The following is a 23,830-nucleotide window of genomic DNA, read 5'->3' on the forward strand; positions in this document are numbered from 1 at the left end:
TGTCGCCTTTCGGTCCATGTCACGGTGTCGGGTGGATTTTCCACGCAGGATCAGATTTTCAGGGAAGAGCACAATGAGTTTCAAGCCGCATGGCAAACATCTGGTTGCAGGAGAATGGGTCGCAACGGATGCAAAATTCCGCAGCGAGCCTGCACATGGCGAGGCTTTCGATTTTTCGGTCGGCACCGTTGATCTGGTGAACAAGGCTGCGGAAGCTGCCGAAGACGCCTTCTGGAGCTACGGCTACACCACCCGCGAAGAGCGCGCCGCATTCCTCGACACCATCGCCGATGAGATCGAAGCACGCGCCGACGCCATCACCGAAATCGGCTCATCCGAGACCGGCCTGCCTGCAGGACGCCTGCAGGGCGAACGTGGCCGCACCGTTGGTCAGCTTCGCCTTTTCGCCTCGCATATCCGCAAGGGCGACTATCTCGACCGCCGCCACGACGAAGCCCTGCCGGATCGCCAGCCGCTGCCGCGCCCGGATATCCGCCTGATGCAGCGTCCGATCGGCCCTGTCGCCGTTTTTGGCGCCTCCAACTTCCCGCTCGCCTTCTCGACGGCCGGCGGCGACACCGCAGCGGCTCTCGCAGCCGGCTGCCCGGTGGTCGTCAAGGGCCATTCCGCCCATCCCGGCACCGGTGAAATCGTTGCCGAAGCCGTTCTGGCCGCCGTCAAGAAGCACAATCTGCATCCCGGCGTGTTTTCGCTGATCCAGGGCGGCCGCCGCGATGTCGGTTCCGCGCTCGTGCAGCATCCGCGCATCAAGGCGGTCGGTTTCACCGGTTCGCTCGCCGGCGGCCGCGCGCTCTTCGATCTCTGCGCACAGCGCCCCGAGCCTATCCCCTTCTTCGGCGAACTCGGCTCCGTCAACCCGATGTTCCTGCTGCCGGAAGCCGTTTCCGCCCGTGGCGAGGCCATCGCCAAGGGCTGGGCCGGTTCGCTCACCATGGGTGCGGGCCAGTTCTGCACCAATCCCGGCATCGCCGTCATTCTCTCCGAGCAGGCGGATGCGGTTGCTGAAACCGCGCGTGCCGCGCTTTCCGAAGTCGGCCCGCAGGTCATGCTAACCGACGGCATCGCAGCCGCCTATCGCGACGGCCGTGACCGTATCGCCGCCGGCAACGGCGTGCGCGACGTGCTGACCACCACCTGCGATCTTCGCAACGCAACACCTTACCTGTTCCGCGTTTCGGGCAAGGACTGGGTTGCCAACCACGCGCTTGCCGAAGAAGTCTTCGGACCGCTTGGCCTGATCGTCACGGTCGACAGCCCGGAAGAAATGCTGGAAGTCGCAAAGAGCTTCGAAGGCCAGCTGACCGCAACCCTGCATCTGGATGCCGGCGACGCCGAGCTTGGCCGCAAGCTGCTGCCGATCCTGGAGCGCAAGGCCGGCCGCGTTCTCGCCAACGGTTTCCCGACTGGCGTGGAAGTATCCGAAGCCATGGTTCATGGCGGCCCATACCCGGCATCGACGAACTTCGGCGCAACCTCTGTTGGCACCATGTCGATCCGCCGCTTCATGCGCCCGGTTTCCTACCAGAACATCCCTTCGGACGTTCTGCCTGACGATATCCGCTAAAACGGATGAAGGCAGGCGCAGCGATGCGCCTGCCTGTTTTACCCGGCTTTATATCCCTTCGGGAAATACGGCCTGACGCTGAAGCGTCACCCGCTTCCTCTTTCCTCCCTCCTCCGCCTAACAGCCCCATCCAGATTTTTCCGTGCCAGGATGTCCGCATCGGTTGACATCGCCCCCGCACGTAATGCTAATACGCAATCTCGTAACGTAATAACATTACAGTCATCCTTCAGAACCGAAACCGGTTCGTATCCACACAAGGATGATAACGTCTGGAAGGAACACCATGAGATTTTCCCTTCAACAGCACCTTGGCATGAGCGCGCTTGCTACGTGCCTTGCCCTTACCCTGCCGCTGGCCTCTGGCGTGGCGCAGGCGGACGAAAGCGGCGACAGCGTCAAGGAATGGCGGCTCTTCATCGCCGATCACACCCAGCCGGTGGTGCGGGCGATCAACTTCGAAACCGGCAAGGAACTCGGACGCTACGACCTCAAGGGCTATGCCGCGCTGACCGCCAGCGCGTCCGGCAAGACTGTTTTCGCCACTCAGTCAGATTCGGATATCGTGCATGTGATCAAGACCGGCATCGTCTTTTCCGACCACGGTGAACATCGCGATCTGGATGTGGAAGATGCGGCGCTGCTGCCCGTCACCTTCGAAGGCAAACGCCCGTTCCATGTCGTGCCGCATGATGACCATGCCATCCTCTTCTACGACCGCGGCGGCAAGGCTGACATCATCGACGAGGCAGCCCTGCTGGACGGCCAGGCCAAAGTCCGCACCGTCGACACGACCGCGCCACATCATGGCGTGGCGGTGACGATGGGCCGTTACGTTCTGGTGTCCGTACCGAATATGCAGAGCGAAACCAAACCCGACACGCTGCCGCCCCGCATCGGGCTGCGTATTCTCGACAGGGAGGGCAAGCAGGTCGGCGAACAGGCGACATGCACCGATCTGCACGGCGAGGCGACATCCGCACGGCTTGCGGCTTTCGGTTGCAAGGAAGGCATTCTGGTTGCCCGGCCGGGCGGCACGGATGGCCCGAAGCTCGAAATGCTGGCCTATCCGGAAGAATTCCCGACAGCCTATACCGGCACGCTGCTCGGCGGCAAATCCATGCAGTTCTTCCTCGGTAACTACGGTGAGGACAAGGTTGTCTTGATCGATCCTGACAGCAAGGACGCCTTCCGTCTGGTGGAGCTGCCGACCCGGCGCGTCGATTTCATTCTCGATCCCGCCAATCCGCGCAACGCCTATATCCTGACGGAAGACGGCGACCTGCATGTGCTTGACGTGCTGGAAGGCGCCATCACCCGCAAGGCGAAGGTGACCGAACCTTACAGCAAGGATGGCCATTGGCGCGATCCGCGCCCGCGTCTCGCCGTTGCCGACGGGCAGGTTGTGATTTCCGATCCGCGCCATTCGCTGGTGCGCGTGGTGGACGCGGAAAGCCTGAAGGAAACCCGCACGCTTGCGGTGGAAGGCCAGCCCTATTCCATCGTCGCCGTTGGCGGCTCCGGCGCTTCGCACTGATACCGAACAAAAGAAACCCCGTGCGCCCGAAAGACGCACGGGGTTTCCTGATTTTGAAAGGCCGTATTATCAGGCCGACTGCACAGCCTGTATCTTCTCGATGCCGCCGACAATACCGGCGAAATCCTGCCACACACCCTGAGCGCCCTTGCGCCATTCGTCCAGTGCTTCCGGCTGCAGCACCTTGCCGCCCTTCGAAAGCGCAAGCTCGACGGACTTCACTTCGTCCTCGACAATCAGCTGGTTGAAATATTGCGCGCCTTCGCTCGATGCTTCCAGGAGAACCTTCTTCTCTTCGTCATCCAGCTGGTTCCAGAAGGTCGCACCGTAATAGACGACGCCTGAAGCCCAGATGTGGCCGGTTTCCGTCAGATAGGGCACGACCTCGTAAAGCTTGAAGCCGGCATAGGCGGACTTGGTGAGGTCCATGGCATCAGCCACGCCTGTTGCCAACGCATTATAGGTCTCGGTGATGGGAATACCCACCGGCGTGGTGCCGAAGGCGCTCCACAGCTTGGTGTGCAGCGGACTCTGGATGACGCGGATTTTCTTGCCTTCCAGCTGCTCCGGCCGGGTGACGGGTTCCTTGGTCAGAAGATGTCGTGCGCCGTAATTGATGAAATCGGCGGCGATGAATTGCTGGGCGGCGAGCTTCGTCTTCAGATCGGTACCAGTCTCGCCCGTCACCACCTTGCGCACATGGTCGGCATCGCGGAACAGGAAGGGCAGATCGAGGATCTGCAGTTCCGGCACCCAGCCGGAAAGCGAGGAAACGGTGGAAAGGCTCGCCTGAACCGATCCCAGACGGATATTTTCCGCCACTTCCTTTTCACCGCCCAGCGCACCGCTCTTGACGATATTGAAACGGAAGCGGCCGGGCAGCTTCGCCTCTACCAGTTCGCTGATCTTCACCCAGATTTTCGTCTCCGGCTTGTCATCGGCAAACAGCGAGGCAACGGTGATGCTGCGGGTTCTGGCATTTGCCGTGCGTACGAAGGCGGGCGCGGCGAGCGTTGCGGCGCCGATGGCGGAGAGTTTGAGGAGATTGCGGCGATCGATAATAGTCATGAATGAAACCCCTGACTTAGAAGAAAATGGCCCAGGCGCACAAAATGGCGAGGGAAACGAGAAGGGAAACGAGATAGGGAACGACGGCCCGGAAAAGTGCTGTCGCCGGAATGCGGGTGACGCCGCTGACGACGAAGATCAGCATGCCGAGCGGCGGCGTCAGGCCATGGATCATCAGGTTGACCACGAGGATGACGCCGAAATGGATCGGATCGATGCCGGCCGCCACGGCGGCGGGCAACAGGATCGGCCCGAACAGCAGGATGGCAGCACCGATATCCAGCACCAGACCAACCACGAGCAGGATGAGGTTGGAGAGCAGCAGCACCGCAATCTTGCTGCCGCCCAGAAGCGTGACAAAGTCGGTGACGAGGCCGGAAACATTGTCCACCGCCAGCAGGAAGGCGAAAGGCCCCGCCGTGCCGATCAGAAGGCCGATGGCCGCCGCCTCACCTGCTGATTGGCGGAAAGTCGCGAAAATGCGGCCCGCGCCCAGCCGATAACCGAAACCGAGAAACAGCGTGTAGAGGGCGGCAAGGGCCGCAGCTTCCGTCGTGGTAACGACACCGATGCGGATGCCGACCACCACGATGACGCCGAGCCCGAAGGCGGGTATCGCGGCGATGGCCGAGCGCCAGCGTTCGCTGCCTGTGGCGCGCGGCAAGGTATTGACGCTGCGCACGCTGAGATGGATCGCCACCGCAAGGCAGATCGCCATCAGCCCGCCCGCGAAGAAGCCGCCGACCAGCAACGAGCCGACAGACAGGTTGGTGGCCGTTGCGAGGATCAGGAAAGCGATGGAAGGCGGGATGACATTGTCCAGCACCGAGGTGGCGGCAATGATCGCACCCGCCTGCGCCGGCGGATAACCATGCTTGACGAGTTCCGGCTGGAAGGTGGACGCGCCGAAGGCGGCGTTGGCGACCGAAGAGCCGGATGCGCCGGAAAACAACACGCTGGTCAACAGTGTCGTCTGCGCCAGCCCCGCCCGCCGATGCCCGACCATGGAGGCGGCAAAACGAACCAGCTGGTTGGCGACGCCCGATTCCGTGAGCAGGCTTCCGGCCAGCAGGAAGAAGGGAATGGCAAGCAGCAGGAATTTCGACATGCCTGTCACCGTCGAGGAAACGATGGCCGGCTCCGGCAAGGTGCTGCCGAAGGCAATCGCCACATAGGCAGCGGCAAGGAAGGCATGGGCGAGCGGTGCCGCCAACACCAGCCCCAACGCCGCCGTCAGCGCCAGAAACAGGCTCGGCGGCAGGCTCGTATCGATAAACAGTTCCGGCAGGCCGACATAGGAAACGACCGCGATGGAGACGGAGAGCAGAACGGCAAGCGCCTTGCCTTCACCGACCCGCTGAAGCGCCAGATAGACAAAGATCAGCGCGCCGCCTGCACCGAGAAAACCGAAGCGCACCCATTCCGGCAGGCCGAGTGTTGGCGACGTGCCGCCCAGCATGGCCGCGATCTCCACCCCGCCGAAGGCGAGGATGAGGGCTGCGACGAAGGAAAAGGCATCGGCCAGAACTTCGGTTGCGGCTTGAAAGCGTTCCGGCAGGAAGCGCACGAATACATCCAGCCGCATGGCCAAAGCACTCTTGAGGCTGAGCGGCGCGCCGACCGCAATCATTGCCACATTGAGCCAGATGCCAAGATCTTCCGCGCCGATGAAACCGGTATGGAACAGGTATCGCAGGGCGACATTGACCAGCACCACCACAAGAAGCGTCGCAAGGATCGCGGCGGCGACCGCACCGAGCGCCTTGTCCAGAACGGCAAGCGCCCGCTCGGCCACACGTTGTGGACCGAAGCGCCGTTGCGAAATTGTTGTTGCCGGACTTGCCGTCATGTCTTGTCTCTCCACTCCCGCACCATGCTCAGGAGGCCTTGGCCGAGAGGTCGCGATCGAACAAAGTCGACCAGGTAAATTGTTTGGCTGCCGAGACTTCCCGCGACACATCGAGACGCGGCAGAACCTTTTCCCCGAAGCGGAAGGCTTCTTCCAGCAATGGCATACCGGAAAGGATGAAGGTATTCACGCCCGCCTTCTTATAGGCTTCCAGCGTGCGGATGACAGTATCCGGCGAACCGACAATCGCGGTTCCCGGGCCCGGACGGACAAGCCCGATGCCGGCCCAGAGGTTGGGGGCGATTTCGAGATCGCGCAGGTTTTCCGGCTTCTGCCCGCCATGCATCGCTGTCATGCGCTGCTGGCCGACGGAATCGGTCTTGCCGACGAAACGCTGGTTGGCGGCAATCGCTGCCGCATCCATGCGCCCGTAAAGATCGGCGGCAGCAGCCCAGGCTTCTTCATCGGTATCGCGCACGATGACGTAAAGGCGAATGCCATATTCCAGTTCGCGGCCAAGCTTTTCCGCCCGCGCCTTGACGAGATCGACCTTCGCGCCGATCTGGTCCGGCGTTTCACCCCAGGAGAGATAGGTCTCGACATGTTTGGCCGCAACGTCGATGGCCTTGTCGGAAGAACCGCCGAACCATAGCGGCGGCGGCTCTATGCCATGCCCCACCGGCAGCGCGAGTTTTGCACCCTCGGTCTGGAAATGCCGCCCTTTGAAATCCACCGTCTCGCCGGCGAAAAGCCGGTGCCAGATCTGCAGATATTCATCCGCCATATCGTAACGCTCATCATGCGGCATGGTCATGCCGTAAGCGCCGAGCATCTTCGCATCGCCAGAGACGACATTGATCAGCAGGCGGCCGCGCGAAAACTCCTGAAGCGTCGCCGCCATCTTGGCAAGCAGCGTCGGCGCGATCAGGCCCGGATGGATGGCGACCAGCAGTTTCAGCCGCTCGGTATAGGAGAGAAGCGCGCCCGCCAGAACCCAGACGTCATGCGCCCCGGTGGCAAACAGAGCGCCGGTGTAACCAAGCTGATCGTAAGCGAGCGCCAGCTGCTTGTAGTAACCGAGATCGACCTTGCGGGAGCCTTCCGGCTGCCAGGGATAGGCACCGTCGGGCGCGCACATATACCAGAAAATATTCATCGGTCGCCTCCCGCGCTGGCTGATTGTGGGATTGGGCTTTGTCCAGTCAGAACCGGTAAAGAGAAATGACCGTGCCTGTAAAGCGTATCGGCCTCCTCCTGCTGTTCGGCAAGGATATTTTCGGTGGCGGGCACCACGGAAAGATCGCGCGAGCGCAGCACCTTCGCCCAGGATGCCGCATCACCCTCGCTGCCCGGCTCGGCGGCGAGCAGGGCAGCAGCCTTGTCGATATCCGCCATGACAGCCCGGCCGACGCGATCCAGTTCGGCCGCAATCGCCTGCCGTGTCTCCTGCGCCATGTTGTGACGCGCCAGCGTCCAGAACAGCGAGCGGTTGGGAATGGTTGAACCACAACGCACAAGAAGGCTGATCTCCTCATGGGTCAGGGCCTTTTCCAGCCGTGGCGACATCGTCACCCAGGCATCAACGCGGCCTTCCACGAGGTCAAGCAGGCTGTCGCTATCACCGCTTTCAATGCGCGTCACATCGACAAGGCCAAGACCCGCCCCTTCCAGGCTACGGGCCAGAAGATAGGTGTGAAACGATCCGTCGATCAGCGATATGCGCTTTCCCGAGAGGTCGGCGGCGGAACGGATCGGGCTGTCGCGCCGCACGAGGATTGCGCCATTGGCGGGCCTCGGTGCGGAAGCGGCGATATATATTGCCGAAAGCCCGCGCGCATCCGCTTCAATGGGCGGCGTAGAACCGGTGCCGCCGAAATGGATGTCGTCCTTTTCCAGAAGCGCCGCCGTATCGCGCCCTTCGCGATATGTCACGAATTCCGGATCAAATTGCTTGAAAGCGCCGGGCCAGAGCCGGGCGAGCCGTAAATGCAGATTGTTGGGATGGACCCCGATTTTCATGTCGACACCTCATTTCACAATCAATCTACTTTTTTATAGAGTGTTTTCGAGGAACGTTTTGGCGATCCTCAGCCAGAAAGCGAAAGAGAAATCTACTAATCCTGTAGATTTTAAAAATTTTGCAACCGACTGAAAAACGACCACATCAAGCCATTGAAATTTATCGCTATACAATTTACTTTTTTATAGTTTGAAAAATGGGCCTTCAGTCGTGACGAAACCGGTTTCCAATCTCATCTGCCGCAGCGTGGTCGAAGCGAGCGAGCTTTTGAAGCTTGTTGCCAACGCCAACCGTCTGGCCATCGTCTGTTACCTCATGGAAACGGAAGCGTCCGTTTCCGCGCTGGAATATGAACTCGGCATCCAGCAGCCCACACTTTCGCAACAGCTTGCCGAATTGCGCGACGCAGGTGTCATCGAAGGCACGCGGGAAGGCAAGGCAGTGATCTATCGTGTCACCGACCCCCGCATTATCCAGCTGGTTTTGACCCTGCGTGGTCTTTACAAGGACCTTTCCGATGTGACGGGCAAGAAAGGCCGGCGCGCGTTGCCGCTGGATGAGGCGATGTTCGACTAACATGATCGATCTTTACACCTGGATCACGCCGAACGGCCTAAAAATCTCGGTTGCGCTGGAAGAACTCGGCCTGCCCTATCGCAGCCACGCCATCGACATCGAAAAGGGCGAGCAATTCGCGGCCGATTACATCCGCATCAATCCCGGCTCGAAAATTCCGGCAATCATCGACAATGACAACGGCACGGTTCTGACGGAATCGAACGCGATCCTCATCTATCTCGCCGAAAAGGCCGGCCGGCTTCTGCCCGCCTCCGGGGCCTCCCGACTCGAGGTCACCGAATGGCTGATGTGGCAGGCCGCCAATTTCGGCCCGACACTCGGTTATGCCCATTATTTCCTGACTTATCATGCCGGAGAGGCCCCCTTTGCCGAGACGCGTTTTGCCGCGGATGTGGAGCGCCTCTATCGGACATTGAACGACCGTTTAACGGGGCTGGAGTATGTGGCCGGCAATTTTTCCATAGCCGATATCGCCATCTGGCCATGGGTCTCGCGTTTCGCACGCCACAAAATCAATCTCGATGATTTTCCGGCGATACAGCGGTGGTATCGCCAGCTTGGACAGCGGGAAAGTTTTAAGCGCGGTTATCGCGTACCCTTCGCAACGTCGGACGTACCGAGGCTTTAACAGGCGACGAGGTGACCGGGCGAAACCTCGCGATATTCACGCGGCTTGACGGCATAATCGACAGCACGGATCGGGCTTTTCAGCTCGTCATTCGCCGCACCGCGCCTTGTGTTGCGGCGGTCCGGGTCCGGCACCGGCACCGCGGCCATCAGCTTGCGGGTATAATCATGCTGCGGATTTTCGAAGACATCAGCACGCGGGCCGATTTCGACGATCTCGCCGAGATACATCACCGCCACCCGGTGGCTGACGCGTTCCACCACCGCCATATCATGGCTGATGAACAGGAAAGCGAGGTCGAGGCTCTGCTGCAAATCCAGCATCAGGTTGATGACCTGCGCCTTGATCGAGACATCCAGCGCCGAAACGCTCTCATCGGCGACAATCACCTTCGGCTGGAGTGCAAGCGCGCGGGCGATGCAGATGCGCTGGCGCTGGCCGCCGGAAAACTCATGCGGGTAACGCGCCGCCATATCCGGCGAGAGGCCGACCTTTTCCAGCATGTCGGCCACCACGTTCTTCGCCTCGCGGGCGCTGCCCATGCGATGCTCCAGAAACGGTTCGGCAATCGCCGCACCCACCGTCATGCGCGGGTTGAGCGAGGCGAAAGGGTCCTGAAAGATCATCTGCACCGTCTTGCGCATTTCGCGCATGCCGGATTTGTCGAGGGTGAGAATATTCTCACCATTGACCACGACAGAACCGGCATCCGGCTCGATCAGCCGCATGATGGCACGACCGGTGGTGGATTTGCCGCAGCCGCTTTCGCCCACCAGCGACAATGTTTCGCCGGCCCTCAGATCGAAGGACACATTCTCCACCGCGTGTACGCGGCCACTGAGCCGACCCAAAAGGCCGGAGTGGATATCGAAGCGCTTGGTCAGCCCCTCCACCTTCAGCACCGGCTGCGCGCTTGCGTCAACGGTATCGGCCGGACGCGCCGGTTCCTGCGTTTCACCCGTGGTGGTGTTGACGATGGGAAAACGGAGCGGCCTTTCCTCGCCCTTCATCGAGCCGAGAACCGGAACGGCGGACAAAAGTGCACGGGTATAGGGATGTTTGCCACGATGGAAAATATCCGCCGTCGCACCGACTTCCACCTGCTCACCGCGATACATGACGACAGTACGGTCAGCGATCTCAGCCACAACGCCCATGTCATGGGTGATGAACAGGACGGAGGTGCCCTCCTCTTCCTGAAGCGTTTTGATGAGATCGAGAATCTGGCCCTGAATCGTCACATCGAGCGCTGTCGTCGGCTCGTCGGCGATCAAGAGCTTCGGCCGGGAAGCGAGCGCCATGGCGATCATCACCCGCTGGCGCATGCCGCCGGAAAAGCGGTGCGGATATTCATCGAAACGTGAGGCGGCCGAGGGAATGCGGACCTTTTCCAGCAGGCGGATCGTCTCGGCCCGCGCATCGGCTTTCGACATCGGCTGGTGGCACAACAGAGCCTCGGAAATCTGGTCGCCGATGGTGAACAGCGGATTGAGGCTGGTCATCGGCTCCTGAAAGATCATGGCGACCTCGTTGCCCCGCACCCGCCGCATGGCGTCTTCGGAAAGGGAGAGCAGGTTGTGCCCGCCCAGCAGGATCTCACCCTGAACCCTGCTGCTTTCCCGATCCAGCAGCCGCATGATGGAGAGCGAGGTGACGCTTTTGCCCGAGCCGCTTTCGCCAACGATCGCAACCGTCTCACCCGGCCCGACATCGAAGGAAATATCACGCACCACGGGTTTCCAGCCGCCATCCACGTGAAAGGACGTGGTGAGATTGCGGACGGAAAGCACGGCATCTTCTGCACCAAGCGGTGCTGCCTGCGGCATGGTCATGATCGTTCCCTTCTTTTCTTCTCGTTTGAACTGTTCAGGCACGGCGTTGCGGCAAATTTCTTCTCCCCGAGGGGGAGAAGGTGGCACGAAGGGTCGGACGAGGGGGCGACGTTAGTGATAGACCGCACCCTTGCCCCCTCATCCCGCTGCCGCGACCTTCTCCCCCCTCGGGGAGAAGAAATACGCGGCACCCGCTCGTTCCATTTAGTCCGGCCAGCGCAGCATGCCGTCGAAACGGTGGCGACTGCGGTCTTCGAACGGTGTTGCGATCACCTCATTGGAAGCCCGCGCCTTATCCAGCTCTTCCGCCAGACGGGAAGCCACGATGGTCTCCTGCCCGGGATGCAGGTTGCAGGGGTCGAGATAAAAATAGCGGTGTTCCACCTCGTGATCGCGGGCAATGATGGGCGGATTGCCTTTGGCCAGCGCCGTTGTCAGATCCCATGCCGTGATATGCGCTTCTTCGGCATCGATGATGACGCGCAGCCGGTCGAGCGGGTTGTCGGTCGGGTCGGGCTCGATTAGCGCCGTCACGCCGGGGCGCCCGTCCAGCGTCTTTTTCCAGAGGTTGAGATAGCCGGTCTCACGCTCACGGATGCCGTCATGGTCGCGCTTTTCCCAAGCTTCCAGCGCCGCCATGACGCCATAGATGCTTTCCTTGCCGACCTTCATGCCGCGGCCGACACCCATATTCTGCAGGAAGGCATGGCGCACCAGTTCCTTCTTGCCAGCGACGATGCCGGAAGTGGGGCCGCCGAGGAACTTGTGGCCGGAATAGAGCACCACATCCGCGCCCGTCGCCAGAAACCGCTTGAGATCATATTCGGAAGCCGCATCCACAATGACAGGCACGCCCTTGGCATGAGCGATTTCGACGAATTCGGAAAGATGCAGCAGGCCATAATCGACCACATGATGCGAGACGACATAGACCGCCGCAGCCGTCTTTTCGGTGATGGCATTTTCCATGTGGAAACGATGGGTCGATGTTGCCTGACCGATCAGCACCACCTTGCCACCGCCGAGGCGGATCGCCTGATCCACCGGCGCGCCGTAGCTCACCACATGTCCCATCTGCACCAGCACTTCGTTCTTCTCTGGCGCGACATCGGGCAGCTTTTCGATGGCCAGCAGATTGTTGCCGGTGATCGCACCCGCCACAGCGAGGCTGATGCCGGAAGAGCAGGACGCCGTGACGAAACCGGCCTCGCCGCCCGTCAGCCTTGCAATGATCGCGCTCGCCTTGCGTTGCAGATCATTGATCTCGACGAATTGCGGCAGGATGGCCGCCATGGCCTGAACGGCCTCGGGAACGACAATCGACGCGCCGAGCGAGGTCATGGTGCCCGAGACGTTGATGACCGGGCGAAGGCCGATCCTGCTTCTGATATCCTCGGTCATGTCTTTCTCCTGTCTTTGCGATGCGATGGGCATCGACATATATGCCATAATAATGTAATAGCTTCTCAAAACCCATGAGGAGCCAAAATTGGACGCCCATAGACTGGACGAAATGTCTTCAACCGCCGTATCTCCCACGGAGGAAAATCCGGACGCGAAGGCGGCCAAGCGCTCGCGCGTCAGCGGCATCGACCGTGCGCTTCAGGTGATTGATTACCTTTACGAAACCGGATCGCCGGCCGGTGCTTACGCCATCGCCAAGGCGATCAAGGCGCCGCTTTCCACCGTCTATGTGATCATCGACGATCTCGTCGAAAAGAACATGCTGGCGCGCAATGCCGATGGCAGCATCTGGCTCGGCGCGCGGCTTTACCATTATGGCCTGGCTTACGCCCGCTCGCTGGATTTCATGGGTGTCGCCACCCACGAAATGCACGATCTGTGCCGCCATGCGGGCGAGACCGTGCAGCTTTGCGGCCGCGATGGCGACCATATGCTTGTTCTGGCAATGGCCGATGGTCCAAGCCATTTTCAGGTCGCGTCGCGCGTCGGCACCCGTGTTCCCCTGAACTGGACGGCCTCCGGCCGCCTGCTCGTCGGCCATCTGCCCGAGGCCGAACGCGTCGAGCTTTTTCGGCGCTGCGCCCGCACGTCGCCGACCGGCCGCGCGGAAATCAACCCCGAAACCCTGTCGCAATCGGCGGCTGCCGCCTTCCATGACCGGCTGTCGATACAGGTCGCCGAATCCGATTACGCCGTCGCCTGCATTGCCTCGCCGATCTGCGACAGCCACGGAGAATGCGTCGCGACGATTTCCATCGTGCTGCCGGAGCAGAAGGTGCTGGCGGACGAAAACCATTATACCGAACAGGTCAGGGTCTCGGCGGAACGGATCGAAAAGCTGATGGGCTGGCGCAACCATTAATCGGCCTCACCCCTTGAGCGCGACGATGGCTTCGATCTCGACGGTGATGTTGCCCGGCAATGAGCCGAAACCCACGGCGGAGCGGGCGTGTTGTCCCGCATCGCCGAACACATCGATGAAGAGATCGGAACAACCATTGATGACGCTCGGGTGATCGCGGAAATCGCTGACGGCATTGACCATGCCGAGCAGCTTGACCACCTTTTTCACCCGCGACAGATCACCCAGCGCCTCATGCATGACGGCAAGCAGATTGATGCCGGTGAGACGCGCATGGTTATAGGCCTCTTCCAGCCCGATTTCCGCACCCACCTTGCCGGCATAGAGATGGCCGTTTTCTTCCCGAGGCCCTTGGCCCGAAAGATAAAGCATGTTGCCTTCCACCACATGGGTGACAAAATTGGCAATCGGCGGCGGCGGCGGCGGCAGGGAGATGCCGAGCGCAGCGAGCCGGTCATAGGGCGAAAGGTGCCCTTCTGCATCAAGCGAAGACTGTTTCACGCGAATTCCTCATAATGCCGGGACCTGTATCCCGTAATGTCTGCGGAAGGCGGAGGGCATACCCCCGCCTTTCCATCCGGGTTCAGCGCCAGGAATAACCATGGCTGTGGCGCACCAGCTTGCGCGCCCTTGGAATATAACGGCTGGCGGCAATCGCCTCGGCACCGATCACCGCGTAACGCGGCTCGAACAGGCGCGTCAGGCGCGCCACGTCGCCATTGGAATCGGTCGCTTCCAGATCGGAATCCACTAGATCGAAAATGGTGAAGTCGGCGCGCTGGCCGACATCAAGGCGGTTTTCCATATCGAGCCGAATGACGGAGGCCGGATTGCGGGTAACGGCCTCGATGACATTTTCGAAGGGCATATCAACCGACAGCAGCTTCGACATGGTCGTGGCCAGATCCCAGACCGGGAAATTCATCGAATGGCCATGCAAATCCGTCGAGATCGAGAACGGCAACAGGCCGCGCGCAATCGCCGCTTCCGCCACCTTGAAAGAGAAGGAGGCGCCGCCATGGCCGATATCCAGTCGGATGCCTTCACCGGCGCAGCGTTCGGCAAGGTTGAACAGGTCCTCGTCTTCCATGATGCTGGAGCCGGACTTGCCGTTGAAGCAATGGGTCACGACATCACCGGGGCCGAGAATTTCCAGCACCTCGTCATAAAGTGCCGGCGGTTCGCCCACATGCACCATCATCGGCACTTTCAGGATCTTGGCGATCTTCTTGCCGAGCTTGACGGGCGTCACACCCCAGGAGCCGGTGATGACATGGCTCGCCCGCACCTTGAGGCCGACGATATGTTCGCTGTTCTCAGCGTAACATTCGAGGATGCGATCAAGGTCGATATCCTTGATGTCGCGCAATTCCGGTACGCGGTTGCAGGCGACAAGGCCGATGGAGCCGAGATTGAGGAAGGCCTTGATGCGCTCTCTCGAAGGCTCGATGATATATTCCCGGAAACCGTGGAAATTCGCCTCACCCGCCGAACCGGCATCCACCAGCGTCGTCACGCCCCGTTCCGCCCCGCATTCGGAGGGGCGGATGGAGATATCGGTGCCGCCGTGCCAGATATGCACGTGTAGATCCACCCAGCCGGGCGAGATGAAGGCACCTTTGGCATCAATGCGCTGCGCATCCGCAGGCGCCTGCAGGGCAGAGCCTACCGCGGCGATCTTGCCGTCGCCGCCGATCAGAATATCGGTCGAGGCCTGGGACGCCCCCTTTCCGAAACCGACGGGTTTGACATTGGTGAGAAGAATGGGAGCTTGAAGAAGCGTTTTCGCCTGTTCACCTGATGTCATCTTACAAATCCCTTCGCAGTCTTGGGTCGAGCATGTCCCGCAGCCCGTCACCGACCATTTGCAGCGACAGCACGGAAAGAATGATGGCAAAGCCGGGGAAATAGGTCATCCAGTCGGCTTGGCCGATATATTGGCGGCCGGCGGAGATCATGGTTCCCCAGGTTGGAATTTCGGGGCTGACACCAAGCCCCAGAAAGGAAAGCCCGGCCTCGGCCAGCATGGCGCTGGCGAAAAGGAAGGTGCATTGCACGAGGATCGGCGAGACCAGATTGCGCAGCACATGCCGCGTCATGATGTGGAAGGTGGAGATGCCGAGCGCCTTGGCCGCCTCCACATAAGGTAACTCGCGGATCACCAGCGTCGAGGCGCGCACGATGCGGGCAAGACGCGGCGAATAAACGACGGCAAGCGCGATGATGACAGTTGTGAGCGACGGACCGAGTGCCGCTACCAGCGCGATGGCCAGCAGAATATCCGGAAAGGCCATCATGGCATCGATCAGCCGCGCGATCGGTGTATCCAGCTTCTGGAAGAAGCCAGCGAGCAGGCCGAGCGTGATGCCGATCAGCGCCGAAAGCGCCACAACGGCGGCACCGACCAGGAGCGACAGTCTTCCGGCATAGATGGTGCGGGAAAACACGTCGCGGCCGAACTCGTCCGTGCCGAACCAGTAAATTTCACTCGGCGGCTTCAGGCGATTGACGATCGACAGTTTCGACGGCGAATAAGGCGCAATCATCGGCGCGAAAACGGCAAGCAGTACGAAGACGACCAGAACGACAAGACCGGCAGCAACCGTCTTGCGCTTCAACAGGCGCCGAATAAACAGGATGGTCGGGTTGCGCGCCGGCGGGGTGGTGGAAACAATATCGGCCATCAGTAACGAACCCTCGGATCGACCAGCAGGTAAAGCATGTCGATTGCAAAATTGATGAGCACGTAAAGCCCGGCGATGATGAGAAGCGCACCCTGGATGACCGGATAATCTCGCCGGAGCACGGCCGACACGACAAGATTGCCGACGCCCGGCAGGCCGAAGACGGTTTCCGTCACCACTGCACCGGAAATCAACACGGCGGCGGTGAGGCCAAGCACGGTGAGGATGGGGATGAGCGCATTCTTCAGCGCGTGTTTCATCACCACGCGGCGCTCCTTAACGCCCTTGGCACGGGCGGTGCGGACATAGTCGTCGCCTAAAACATCCAGCATCGAGGCGCGGGTGAAACGCAGAATGAGGGCCGAAGAGACGAGGCCGAGCGCGATTGCCGGCAAGGTCAGGTGATACATGCGCTCCATGAAGCTGGCACCCGGCCCGCCATAACCCGACACCGGGAACATATCGAGCCGCACGGCAAAGACCTGCATGAGGATGAGGCCGAGCCAGAAGCTCGGAATGCTCGCCGCAAGCATCGCAATGGTGGTCGCGGCCTGATCCACGAAGGAACCGCGCCGGTAGGCGGCGTAGATGCCGATCGGCAGCGCGATGACGCTGGCAATTAGCAGCGAAAAGATCGTCAGGAAGAAAGTCGGCTCCGCCCGGTCCAACAGCGCGGATCCAACAGGCATGTTGAGGAAGATCGACTGGCCGAGATCGCCCTTCAGCAATTGACCGATATAATAGAGATATTGCACGCCAAGCGACTGATCGAGACCGAGCCTTGTGCGCAGCTCCGCAATATCCTGCGCCGAGGCATCCGGCCCCAGCATCACGGCGGCCGGATCTCCTGGCGTGACGCGCAGGATGACGAAAACGATGGTGACGACGAGGAACATCACCACGATCATTCCGGCAAGTCTCTGGAAAATATACCGTATCACGTATGAAGGCTCCGAAGCGCGTGATGGGCCGCCATCAGGCGACGGTTGAACAGAGTTGTCGATGAGTGCCGGTAATTCCGGCACTCACGGTCGGAAAACACTTGCTTCCGTTATGCCGGTCCTCGGGTCAGGCCCGAGGATGATCCGGCATCCAGCCACCACGCGTCTGCGTGGTGAAAGGCTCCCTTGCGATCAAAGACTTGATCGCGCTGGACACCGGCTCGAGGCCGGGGTGACGGTGTGCGGATGTCATGCCCGATATCCACGGCGAGGCTGGTCTTACTTCGTGACCGAAGCGTTCCAGAAATAGGGCCAGGGAGCCGGATCGACGCCTTCCAGCTTGTTGGACTTGGCCGCCACCGCGTTGAAGTCGCCGATCTTGATGAGCGGAAGCTCGGCATACATCGTTTTCTGTACATTGGCCCAGAGTGCGACGCGCTTGTCCGGATCCGCCTCAGACGTGAAGGCATCAACCGCCGCCTTGCGCGCCGGCGTATCCCACCAGCCGGGCGAGCCGGTGGAGAGCGCACCGATCAGTGCCGGTTCCGGCAGGAAGGGGCTGTGGGTGATATAGATATCCCAGAGCTTCGGATCGGCGCGGCGCTGCGTCAACGTCGCCCAGTCCACCACCTGCATATCCACCTTGAAACCGGCGAGTTTCAGATATTCGGCGGCAACCTGCGCCATCTTGTAATGGAACTCGTATTGGCGGCTGGTGAGGATGCGCAGCGGCTCGCCATTATAACCGGCAGCCTTCAGCTTTTCGGCGGCGGCTTCCGGGTTGCCGACATTATAATTGCCCTCGACGCCCTCTTCCGTGTGCCAGGAAAAATTGTCGGGGTAATAGGCACCATCAAGCGCGTAAAAATCTGTGCTACCGAAGGCGGCTGCCAGCATGTCTTCCATGTTCAGCGCTTCGGTCACCGCCTTGCGAACCTCCAGCTTGGAGGACAGCCCCTCCTTGGTATTGAACACGAAGACCGGATAACCGAAGGGCTTCAGCATCAGCGGCTGCGAGGCGGAAGAAGACTTCACCTTATCGAAGGATTCCACCGGAATGGAATCGACATAGTCATATTGGCCGGAAACGGCAGCTTCGACGCGGGTATTCGGATCAGGCACCGGAACGAAACGAATTTCATCGAGATATTGATGACGGGCACCACCATAACCGTCGCTTTCGCCATCACGGGATTTGTAACCGTCAAAACGCACGAGCTGGATATATTGGTCCGCCTTGCGTTCCTTCAGCATATAAGGACCGGTGCCGACAAATTCGGCCATCGGCTCAGCCTGTTTTTCAGCCGGCAGAATGATAGCGGCGGAATTGTTGAAAGCCAGAAGCGAGGTCAGCGGCGCATAGGGCTGCTTGAGGGTGATCGTCACCGTTCCGGCATCTGGCGCGGAAATATTGTCGATGAAACCGGCGGCCTGCTTGCCGCGCGAGGCGATCTTCATCCAGCGGCCGAGCGAGGCGACGACATCTTCCGAAGTCATGTCGCTGCCATCATGGAACTTGATGTCCTGCCTGAGCTTGATGGTGTAAGTTTTGCCATCCGCACTGATTTCGGGCAGGCTTTCGGCCAGAAGCGGCGTCACCTTCCAGCCCTTGTCGAAGGTATAAAGCGTTTCGAAAATATGCTGCGTGACGATGCCGACGAGATCGGCGGTCGAGGCCATGGGGTCGAGTGTCGGCGGCTCGCCGATCGTCGCGACGTTGATGACGCCACCCTTCTCCGCAGCCATCATCACACCCGGCGCCAGCAACAGCGCGGCGGTGGCAAGAAATGCAATTTTACGTCTCATGGTCAAGCTCCCAGCTCTTTTTTTCAACTCGATGTTCCATTATTATGTTATATGCATCTTTATAACAGAATATCTCGATAAGACGCCTTGTCAATGACCTTGCGACGACATGAGAAGATTCAAGGTTGGGGAGAGGAGCTTCAGCAAGGCAGCAGCGGATATCCGCCTGGTGGCTTGAGCGCACAAATCCACGCCACCACCAGCTCAATGCAGCATGAACGGCTTTTGAAAGTGTAGACATTTCAATCACGTCGGCGACCAGTACAAATGGGTTGCGCTGATTGATTTATGCAGGTTTATACATCTGGACGACATTATGCATTCGGCGCATTAATCAGTTTTTCCAGATCATCTTTAAACAGCATTGCCTAATTTCACTGATCGTGCGATTTTCGCGCAGTTTTAGGTGTTGATATGTTTTTATTTAATTCTTTTTTAACAAAAAATAGGCGCGCTTTTTTCGCTGTCGGCCTCGCCAGTGCGCTGATGAACATACTTAATCTTTCCGGCTCGCTCTTCATGCTGGAGGTTTACGACCGCATTTTGCCCAGCAAGAGCATCCCTTCGCTTGTCGCGCTGGTCGTTCTCCTCATCATCCTCTACGCCTTTCTGATGGGTTTTGATGTCTTGCGCAGCCGGATATTGGCCCGTATCGCCGATAATATCGACGACGCGCTCAATCAGAAGCTTTTCAGGGCATCGATCGGCGCTCCTCTTCTTGCCTCCGCCAAGATCGACGGATTGCAGATCGTCGGCGATCTCGATCAGATACGTCAGTTTCTGTCCGGCCCGGGGCCGGGAGCATTTTTCGACATTCCGTGGCTACCCATCTATCTGCTGATCTGTTTTGCCCTGCATCCATGGATCGGCTTTGCGGTGCTTGGCGGCGCCGTCATTCTTGTTGTCCTGACACTTTTGACCAATTGGCTCACCGAAAAAGCGACCAAACAGGCTTATGCCGCGCGTGGACAGAGAAACGCACTCGTTGGCAATAGTCAGCGCAATATTGAATCCATCAGAACCATGGGGATGATGGGTGCGGTAACGTCGATGTGGAGCGAACTGCATTCGCGATATCGCGCCGTCACACTGTCGACATCCGATACGGCGGGCATGCTTGGCGCGATATCGCGCACATTCCGCCTGCTGCTGCAATCCGGCGTCATGGCGATCGGCGCCGTGCTGGTCATCGAGGGCAATGCATCAGCGGGCAGCATCATCGCAGGCTCGATCCTTTCGGCAAAGGCGCTTGGCCCCGTCGAACATGCGATAGCCAACTGGCGCAGTTTCATGACGGCGCGACAGGGCTGGAAACGCATCAACGAATTTCTTGAACTTGTGCCGGAGCCGCCACCGCCACTTTCCCTGCCGCGGCCGCAATATACCGTTGCCGTCGATCGCGTGACGGGTGGGCCGCCGAGTGCCGCGCGCGACACGGTTGCCGATATTTCCTTTACGCTGAATGCTGGCGACGGGCTTGGGATCATTGGCCCAAGCGCCTCTGGAAAATCAACGCTGGCGCGCCTGATGACGGGAATCTGGCCCTATGACCGCGGTTCCGTGCGCTTCGATGGTGCCGCGTTGAACCAATGGGATTTCGAGGTTCTCGGCAAATCCATCGGCTACATGCCCCAGCAGGTGGAATTGATGGCGGGAACCGTCGCGCAGAATATCGCGCGTTTTGACCGTGATGCGACAGCGGAAGCAATCGTTGCAGCGGCCAAGGCCGCTCAGGTTCATGACCTGATCCTGAGCCTGCCCAACGGTTACGACACCTATATCGGCGATCGTGGCGAGGCCTTATCAGGCGGGCAGAAGCAACGCATCGGCCTTGCGCGCGCGCTTTTCGGCGAGCCATTTTTTGTGCTTCTCGATGAGCCCAACTCCAATCTGGACAGCGAAGGCGAGATGGCGCTGCGCAATGCAATCGGCGACATCAGGGCGCGAGGCGGCATCGTTGTCGTCATCGCCCACCGCCCCAGCGCCATCGAAAGCGTCAATCTCGTCATGGTCATGAGCGGCGGCCGGATGCTTCGCTTCGGCACGAAGGAAGAGGTGCTGGCGCAAATCCTGCGGCAAAACCTGCATCAGGTGCCAGTAGCGGAGGAAGAAACGCGCAAGATCGAAAACCGGGTGGGCGAAAATGGTTGAGCAGGAAAAAGCCGGCGTCACGAATGCGTCTCTCGTAAAGCACTCCTTGGCAGTGATGGTTCTCGCCATCGGCCTTCTCGTCGGATTGGGTGGCTGGGCGGCCATGGCAAAGCTTGCCGGCGCAGTCGTCGCCACGGGACGGGTCGTCGTCGAAGGAAACTCCAAGAAAATCCAGCACCTTTCCGGCGGGATTGTCAGCGAGATCAAGGTCGCTGAAGGCGACAGGGTCGATGCAGGGCAGATTTTGCTGCGGCTGAGCGACACGATCGTTCAGGCCAATTTATCCATCGTTGAGAACACGCTTGCGCAACTTTATTCACGCCGTGCGCGCCTGCGCGCCGAAATTACCGAAGCCTCATCTTTCACCGTGCCGGAAGATCTGGTGGAATTGACCAATCCGAAAGCCGCCAGGACATTCATCGACAGCGAACAGGGGCTTTTCAACAGCCGCCTCAGCGCGCTGACCGGCATGAAAAAACAGCTGGCAACGCGCAAGGAGCAACTTCTTGATGAGGCGCGAGGCATGGGCGTTCAGGTTGAGGCAACCGAAAACGAGCTTGCCATCGTCAAGGAAGATGTTTCCAAGACGCAGGAACTTTACAGCAAGGGGCTCGTAACGCTTCAGCGGCTCAATCTTTTAAAGCGGCAGCTTTCCAACCTCGAAGGCCAGCAGGGCCAATATATGGCGGCCCGCGCCCAGACGGTGGGCAAGATGAGTGAAATGGACCTGCAGCTGCTTCAGCTTGACGAAGACCGCAAGTCCGAAGTTACCAAAGACCTGACATCGGTCGAGGCAACGGTCGCCGAATATGAAGAACGGCTTGCCGCAACCCGCGATCAGCTGGATCGCCTTGATATTCGTTCACCAATCACCGGGCGTGTCTATCAGCTTTCAGTGCACAATATAAACGGCGTCATTCAGCCGGGCGAAGTGCTGATGCTGGTGGTGCCGGAGAAGGACGATCTTGCAATCGAAGCCGACATACTTCCGCGAGACATCGACCAGATTTACGTCGGCCAGCCGGTCACCATCCGGTTCACGGCCTTCAACCAAAGCACGACGCCTGATGTCGTTGCCGAAGTCGCCGTCGTCGCTCCCGATCTGCAGACGGATTCCAGAACCGGCGCATCCTTTTACACCCTGCGAATCAAACCGGATAAAATCGGGATGCAACATCTTCCGGGCGGGAAACTATACCCCGGAATGCCGGCGGAAGTCTTCATACAGACAAGTGAGAGAAGCGTTCTATCCTATTTCGTGAAACCGTTTCAGGACCGGCTTAATAAAACCTTCATACAGGAATGAGCTTCTTTATACCGAATGCTATCCAAATGAAAACATTCGTAAATATCCAGATAGATGCTCAATATACTTTTAAAAATAGCGTAATTTAGTCTCTTGTTTTATTATTTTTTATGGATTAAATGTCGCATGCATTGCTAAGTTTAAAGTAAATTTCAATTCATTTCAGTCTCAAAAAATTTATGGGAGAGTAACATGGCTCTAACTGTCACTTTCGGTAATGGCGGCGCTTCAACAGTTTCGTCGCTCACAAATCTTGTCGATCAGGAAGCTTACGAGCTCCTCACGGAATCGACGACGCAGACCAAAATCGGCTCCTCCCTCGACACCGGCGTGGTCAATGTCGGTGCGGTTACCGTTCCTGGCAGCGGTACGGGCGGCAAGGTCGATGTCGGATACAACGCCGGCACGAATGGTTTCACCTTCGACGTGTCGTCGGCATGGAATTCGGTCAAGAATGCTCTCGCCAAGTCCGACTCCTCTGAAAACCTTTCGTTCAAGGATTTCGTTCAGGTTGACGTTCATCTCGGCGGCACGGGTTCTTCCAGTGTTGAAGTCCTCAATGCCAAGCGCGGCAACATCTCCACCGGTGCGGGCAACGACACGGTCGTGCTTTCTGTCGTTTCGAACGACAAGGGCTGGGTAAACGCCTTCAATATCGATACTGGCGCAGGCAACGACACGATCATCGTCAAGGCCGGTACTGCATTTAACGACGCTTCCGGTTCAGGCATTGTCGGCACCCAGGCTGTGAATGGCGGCGCTGGCGTCACCGACGGCAGCTTCACCTCCGTCAAGATCGATGCCGGCGACGGCAACGACACGATCGATCTAAGCGGCGTCAAACTTGCCTCCTCGCTGGTAACCGGCGGCAAGGGCATCGATCACATCATCGCCAGCAGCGGCGCCGATACTTTCGTGTTCAATCTCGGCGACATGGCCAAGAGCCTTGCCACCGACACCATCACTGGTTTCAACGCCAGCATGGACAAGCTCAAACTGGTTGGCACGACTATCTCGAACTGGACGCTGTCGAACTTTGATGACGACACCATCCTCAGCTACAATGTGGATGGCGCACACAAGGGTGAGAAGATCGTCGTTTCGGGCGTTCACCTTACTGGCAGCGACTGGTTCACTGCATAATTCTCTCAAAGAGAATTTGCGCTAGCAGCCTCATCGCCTAAAAATAATCGTGGTCCGGATTTCTGGACCACGATTTTTTTGTAGGACACAAAGAAGCAATCAAGAAACAACTCGTAACTGATGTGAACACACTGCGCTTAATTCAGCGGCTTGAACAAAAATAACTTTTCAAAAGCAATTGATTAATCTGAACCGATATCAAAAAATGAAGAAACTGCGCGAGCGTGACAAAACTGCACTAGCGCAATGCAGCAATCGAAGAGATTATGACCTCCGACTGAATATTAAAACAATTACATCAACGCTCCTCTGAACCGTGAATTGCAGATGATTGCAGCTTTCTGGCAAAGATGATCGATGAAGAACTTGAAGCAT

20 protein-coding genes are annotated in these 23,830 nt (G+C 59.1%); 8 read left to right on the plus strand and 12 right to left on the minus strand.

The window, feature by feature from the left end:
* Window positions 1-73: 73 nt before the first annotated feature.
* Complete coding sequence (locus ACQZ5F_RS14195; RefSeq protein WP_046800802.1) at window positions 74-1,585, plus strand: aldehyde dehydrogenase (NADP(+)); 1,512 nt, start codon at window positions 74-76, stop codon at window positions 1,583-1,585.
* 316 nt (window positions 1,586-1,901) lie between these two features.
* Window positions 1,902-3,122: a zinc metallochaperone AztD gene (gene aztD, locus ACQZ5F_RS14200; protein ID WP_225338917.1), complete on the plus strand. Its 1,221-nt coding sequence runs from the start codon at window positions 1,902-1,904 to the stop codon at window positions 3,120-3,122.
* Between the two features lie 69 nt (window positions 3,123-3,191).
* Here aztD and ACQZ5F_RS14205 read toward each other — a convergent pair whose 3' ends face one another.
* The 4 genes from ACQZ5F_RS14205 to ACQZ5F_RS14220 are packed head-to-tail and all read right to left on the minus strand — an operon-like array spanning window position 3,192 to window position 8,058.
* Window positions 3,192-4,190: a TRAP transporter substrate-binding protein gene (locus tag ACQZ5F_RS14205; protein WP_046800800.1), complete on the minus strand. Its 999-nt coding sequence runs from the start codon at window positions 4,188-4,190 to the stop codon at window positions 3,192-3,194.
* Between the two features lie 16 nt (window positions 4,191-4,206).
* Window positions 4,207-6,039 carry a TRAP transporter large permease gene (locus ACQZ5F_RS14210; protein WP_225338532.1) on the minus strand — a complete coding sequence of 611 codons (1,833 nt, stop codon included), beginning with the start codon at window positions 6,037-6,039 and terminating at the stop codon, window positions 4,207-4,209.
* A gap of 28 nt (window positions 6,040-6,067) precedes the next feature.
* Window positions 6,068-7,195 carry an LLM class flavin-dependent oxidoreductase gene (locus ACQZ5F_RS14215; protein ID WP_225338533.1) on the minus strand — a complete coding sequence of 376 codons (1,128 nt, stop codon included), beginning with the start codon at window positions 7,193-7,195 and terminating at the stop codon, window positions 6,068-6,070.
* Window positions 7,192-8,058, minus strand: coding sequence for an ABC transporter substrate-binding protein (locus ACQZ5F_RS14220; RefSeq protein ID WP_225338534.1), 867 nt, complete (start codon window positions 8,056-8,058; stop codon window positions 7,192-7,194). Before ACQZ5F_RS14220 ends, ACQZ5F_RS14215 begins: the two co-directional genes overlap by 4 nt.
* 211 nt (window positions 8,059-8,269) lie before the next feature.
* Between ACQZ5F_RS14220 and ACQZ5F_RS14225 the strand changes: the two genes are divergently transcribed.
* On the plus strand, window positions 8,270-8,635 hold the full coding sequence (locus ACQZ5F_RS14225) for an ArsR/SmtB family transcription factor (protein WP_046800796.1): 366 nt from the start codon (window positions 8,270-8,272) through the stop codon (window positions 8,633-8,635).
* Window position 8,636: 1 nt separating this feature from the next.
* Window positions 8,637-9,266 carry a glutathione S-transferase family protein gene (locus ACQZ5F_RS14230; protein WP_225338535.1) on the plus strand — a complete coding sequence of 210 codons (630 nt, stop codon included), beginning with the start codon at window positions 8,637-8,639 and terminating at the stop codon, window positions 9,264-9,266.
* Here ACQZ5F_RS14230 and ACQZ5F_RS14235 read toward each other — a convergent pair.
* Together ACQZ5F_RS14235 and ACQZ5F_RS14240 are read right to left on the minus strand one after the other, a co-directional pair.
* Window positions 9,263-11,098, minus strand: coding sequence for an ABC transporter ATP-binding protein (locus ACQZ5F_RS14235; RefSeq protein ID WP_225338536.1), 1,836 nt, complete (start codon window positions 11,096-11,098; stop codon window positions 9,263-9,265). The two genes, ACQZ5F_RS14230 and ACQZ5F_RS14235, sit on opposite strands and share 4 nt — an antisense overlap.
* A gap of 204 nt (window positions 11,099-11,302) precedes the next feature.
* On the minus strand, window positions 11,303-12,499 hold the full coding sequence (locus tag ACQZ5F_RS14240) for an aminotransferase class V-fold PLP-dependent enzyme (protein WP_046801092.1): 1,197 nt from the start codon (window positions 12,497-12,499) through the stop codon (window positions 11,303-11,305).
* Window positions 12,500-12,587: 88 nt separating this feature from the next.
* Between ACQZ5F_RS14240 and ACQZ5F_RS14245 the strand changes: the two genes are divergently transcribed.
* Entirely contained in the window at window positions 12,588-13,424 is an 837-nt protein-coding gene (locus ACQZ5F_RS14245) for an IclR family transcriptional regulator (RefSeq protein ID WP_225338537.1), read from the plus strand.
* Between the two features lie 6 nt (window positions 13,425-13,430).
* Here ACQZ5F_RS14245 and ACQZ5F_RS14250 read toward each other — a convergent pair whose 3' ends face one another.
* From ACQZ5F_RS14250 to ACQZ5F_RS14275, 6 genes are all read right to left on the minus strand, one after another.
* On the minus strand, window positions 13,431-13,925 hold the full coding sequence (locus ACQZ5F_RS14250; protein WP_020011822.1) for a RidA family protein: 495 nt from the start codon (window positions 13,923-13,925) through the stop codon (window positions 13,431-13,433).
* 82 nt (window positions 13,926-14,007) lie between these two features.
* On the minus strand, window positions 14,008-15,231 hold the full coding sequence (locus tag ACQZ5F_RS14255; RefSeq protein WP_225338538.1) for an amidohydrolase/deacetylase family metallohydrolase: 1,224 nt from the start codon (window positions 15,229-15,231) through the stop codon (window positions 14,008-14,010).
* Between the two features lies 1 nt (window position 15,232).
* The gene (locus ACQZ5F_RS14260) at window positions 15,233-16,108 is read right to left on the minus strand and encodes an ABC transporter permease (protein ID WP_052819044.1); all 876 of its coding nucleotides are present in this window, start codon (window positions 16,106-16,108) and stop codon (window positions 15,233-15,235) included.
* A complete protein-coding gene (locus ACQZ5F_RS14265) occupies window positions 16,108-17,049 on the minus strand; it encodes an ABC transporter permease (RefSeq protein WP_046800791.1) in 942 nt (313 codons plus the stop codon). Before ACQZ5F_RS14265 ends, ACQZ5F_RS14260 begins: the two co-directional genes overlap by 1 nt.
* Window positions 17,050-17,176: 127 nt before the next feature.
* Window positions 17,177-17,302 (minus strand): hypothetical protein, encoded by a 126-nt coding sequence (locus ACQZ5F_RS14270; protein WP_263647217.1) that lies wholly within the window; start codon window positions 17,300-17,302, stop codon window positions 17,177-17,179.
* Window positions 17,303-17,328: 26 nt separating this feature from the next.
* A complete protein-coding gene (locus ACQZ5F_RS14275; protein WP_046800790.1) occupies window positions 17,329-18,855 on the minus strand; it encodes an ABC transporter substrate-binding protein in 1,527 nt (508 codons plus the stop codon).
* Window positions 18,856-19,269: 414 nt separating this feature from the next.
* On the opposite strand from ACQZ5F_RS14275, the gene ACQZ5F_RS14280 reads away from it, so the two are divergent.
* The 3 genes from ACQZ5F_RS14280 to ACQZ5F_RS14290 all read left to right on the plus strand — a co-directional run bounded on the left by ACQZ5F_RS14280 (window position 19,270) and on the right by ACQZ5F_RS14290 (window position 23,455).
* A complete protein-coding gene (locus ACQZ5F_RS14280) occupies window positions 19,270-21,006 on the plus strand; it encodes a type I secretion system permease/ATPase (RefSeq protein WP_225338540.1) in 1,737 nt (578 codons plus the stop codon).
* Window positions 20,999-22,312 carry an HlyD family type I secretion periplasmic adaptor subunit gene (locus ACQZ5F_RS14285; protein WP_225338541.1) on the plus strand — a complete coding sequence of 438 codons (1,314 nt, stop codon included), beginning with the start codon at window positions 20,999-21,001 and terminating at the stop codon, window positions 22,310-22,312. Before ACQZ5F_RS14280 ends, ACQZ5F_RS14285 begins: the two co-directional genes overlap by 8 nt.
* A gap of 192 nt (window positions 22,313-22,504) precedes the next feature.
* Complete coding sequence (locus ACQZ5F_RS14290) at window positions 22,505-23,455, plus strand: rhizobiocin (RefSeq protein WP_225338542.1); 951 nt, start codon at window positions 22,505-22,507, stop codon at window positions 23,453-23,455.
* Window positions 23,456-23,830: the final 375 nt, after the last annotated feature.

This window comes from Agrobacterium sp. 22-210-1, from assembly GCF_053522525.1.

What these genes read in the sequence shown, in the direction of transcription:
- ACQZ5F_RS14195 (WP_046800802.1), top strand. Translation starts at nt 74, where the DNA reads ATGAGTTTCAAGCCGCATGGCAAACATCTGGTTGCAGGAGAATGGGTC.
- aztD (WP_225338917.1), top strand. Translation starts at nt 1,902, where the DNA reads ATGAGCGCGCTTGCTACGTGCCTTGCCCTTACCCTGCCGCTGGCCTCT.
- ACQZ5F_RS14205 (WP_046800800.1), bottom strand. Translation starts at nt 4,190, where the DNA reads ATGACTATTATCGATCGCCGCAATCTCCTCAAACTCTCCGCCATCGGC.
- ACQZ5F_RS14210 (WP_225338532.1), bottom strand. Translation starts at nt 6,039, where the DNA reads ATGACGGCAAGTCCGGCAACAACAATTTCGCAACGGCGCTTCGGTCCA.
- ACQZ5F_RS14215 (WP_225338533.1), bottom strand. Translation starts at nt 7,195, where the DNA reads ATGAATATTTTCTGGTATATGTGCGCGCCCGACGGTGCCTATCCCTGG.
- ACQZ5F_RS14220 (WP_225338534.1), bottom strand. Translation starts at nt 8,058, where the DNA reads ATGAAAATCGGGGTCCATCCCAACAATCTGCATTTACGGCTCGCCCGG.
- ACQZ5F_RS14230 (WP_225338535.1), top strand. Translation starts at nt 8,637, where the DNA reads ATGATCGATCTTTACACCTGGATCACGCCGAACGGCCTAAAAATCTCG.
- ACQZ5F_RS14235 (WP_225338536.1), bottom strand. Translation starts at nt 11,098, where the DNA reads ATGACCATGCCGCAGGCAGCACCGCTTGGTGCAGAAGATGCCGTGCTT.
- ACQZ5F_RS14240 (WP_046801092.1), bottom strand. Translation starts at nt 12,499, where the DNA reads ATGACCGAGGATATCAGAAGCAGGATCGGCCTTCGCCCGGTCATCAAC.
- ACQZ5F_RS14255 (WP_225338538.1), bottom strand. Translation starts at nt 15,231, where the DNA reads ATGACATCAGGTGAACAGGCGAAAACGCTTCTTCAAGCTCCCATTCTT.
- ACQZ5F_RS14260 (WP_052819044.1), bottom strand. Translation starts at nt 16,108, where the DNA reads ATGGCCGATATTGTTTCCACCACCCCGCCGGCGCGCAACCCGACCATC.
- ACQZ5F_RS14270 (WP_263647217.1), bottom strand. Translation starts at nt 17,302, where the DNA reads ATGACATCCGCACACCGTCACCCCGGCCTCGAGCCGGTGTCCAGCGCG.
- ACQZ5F_RS14275 (WP_046800790.1), bottom strand. Translation starts at nt 18,855, where the DNA reads ATGAGACGTAAAATTGCATTTCTTGCCACCGCCGCGCTGTTGCTGGCG.
- ACQZ5F_RS14280 (WP_225338540.1), top strand. Translation starts at nt 19,270, where the DNA reads ATGTTTTTATTTAATTCTTTTTTAACAAAAAATAGGCGCGCTTTTTTC.
- ACQZ5F_RS14285 (WP_225338541.1), top strand. Translation starts at nt 20,999, where the DNA reads ATGGTTGAGCAGGAAAAAGCCGGCGTCACGAATGCGTCTCTCGTAAAG.
- ACQZ5F_RS14290 (WP_225338542.1), top strand. Translation starts at nt 22,505, where the DNA reads ATGGCTCTAACTGTCACTTTCGGTAATGGCGGCGCTTCAACAGTTTCG.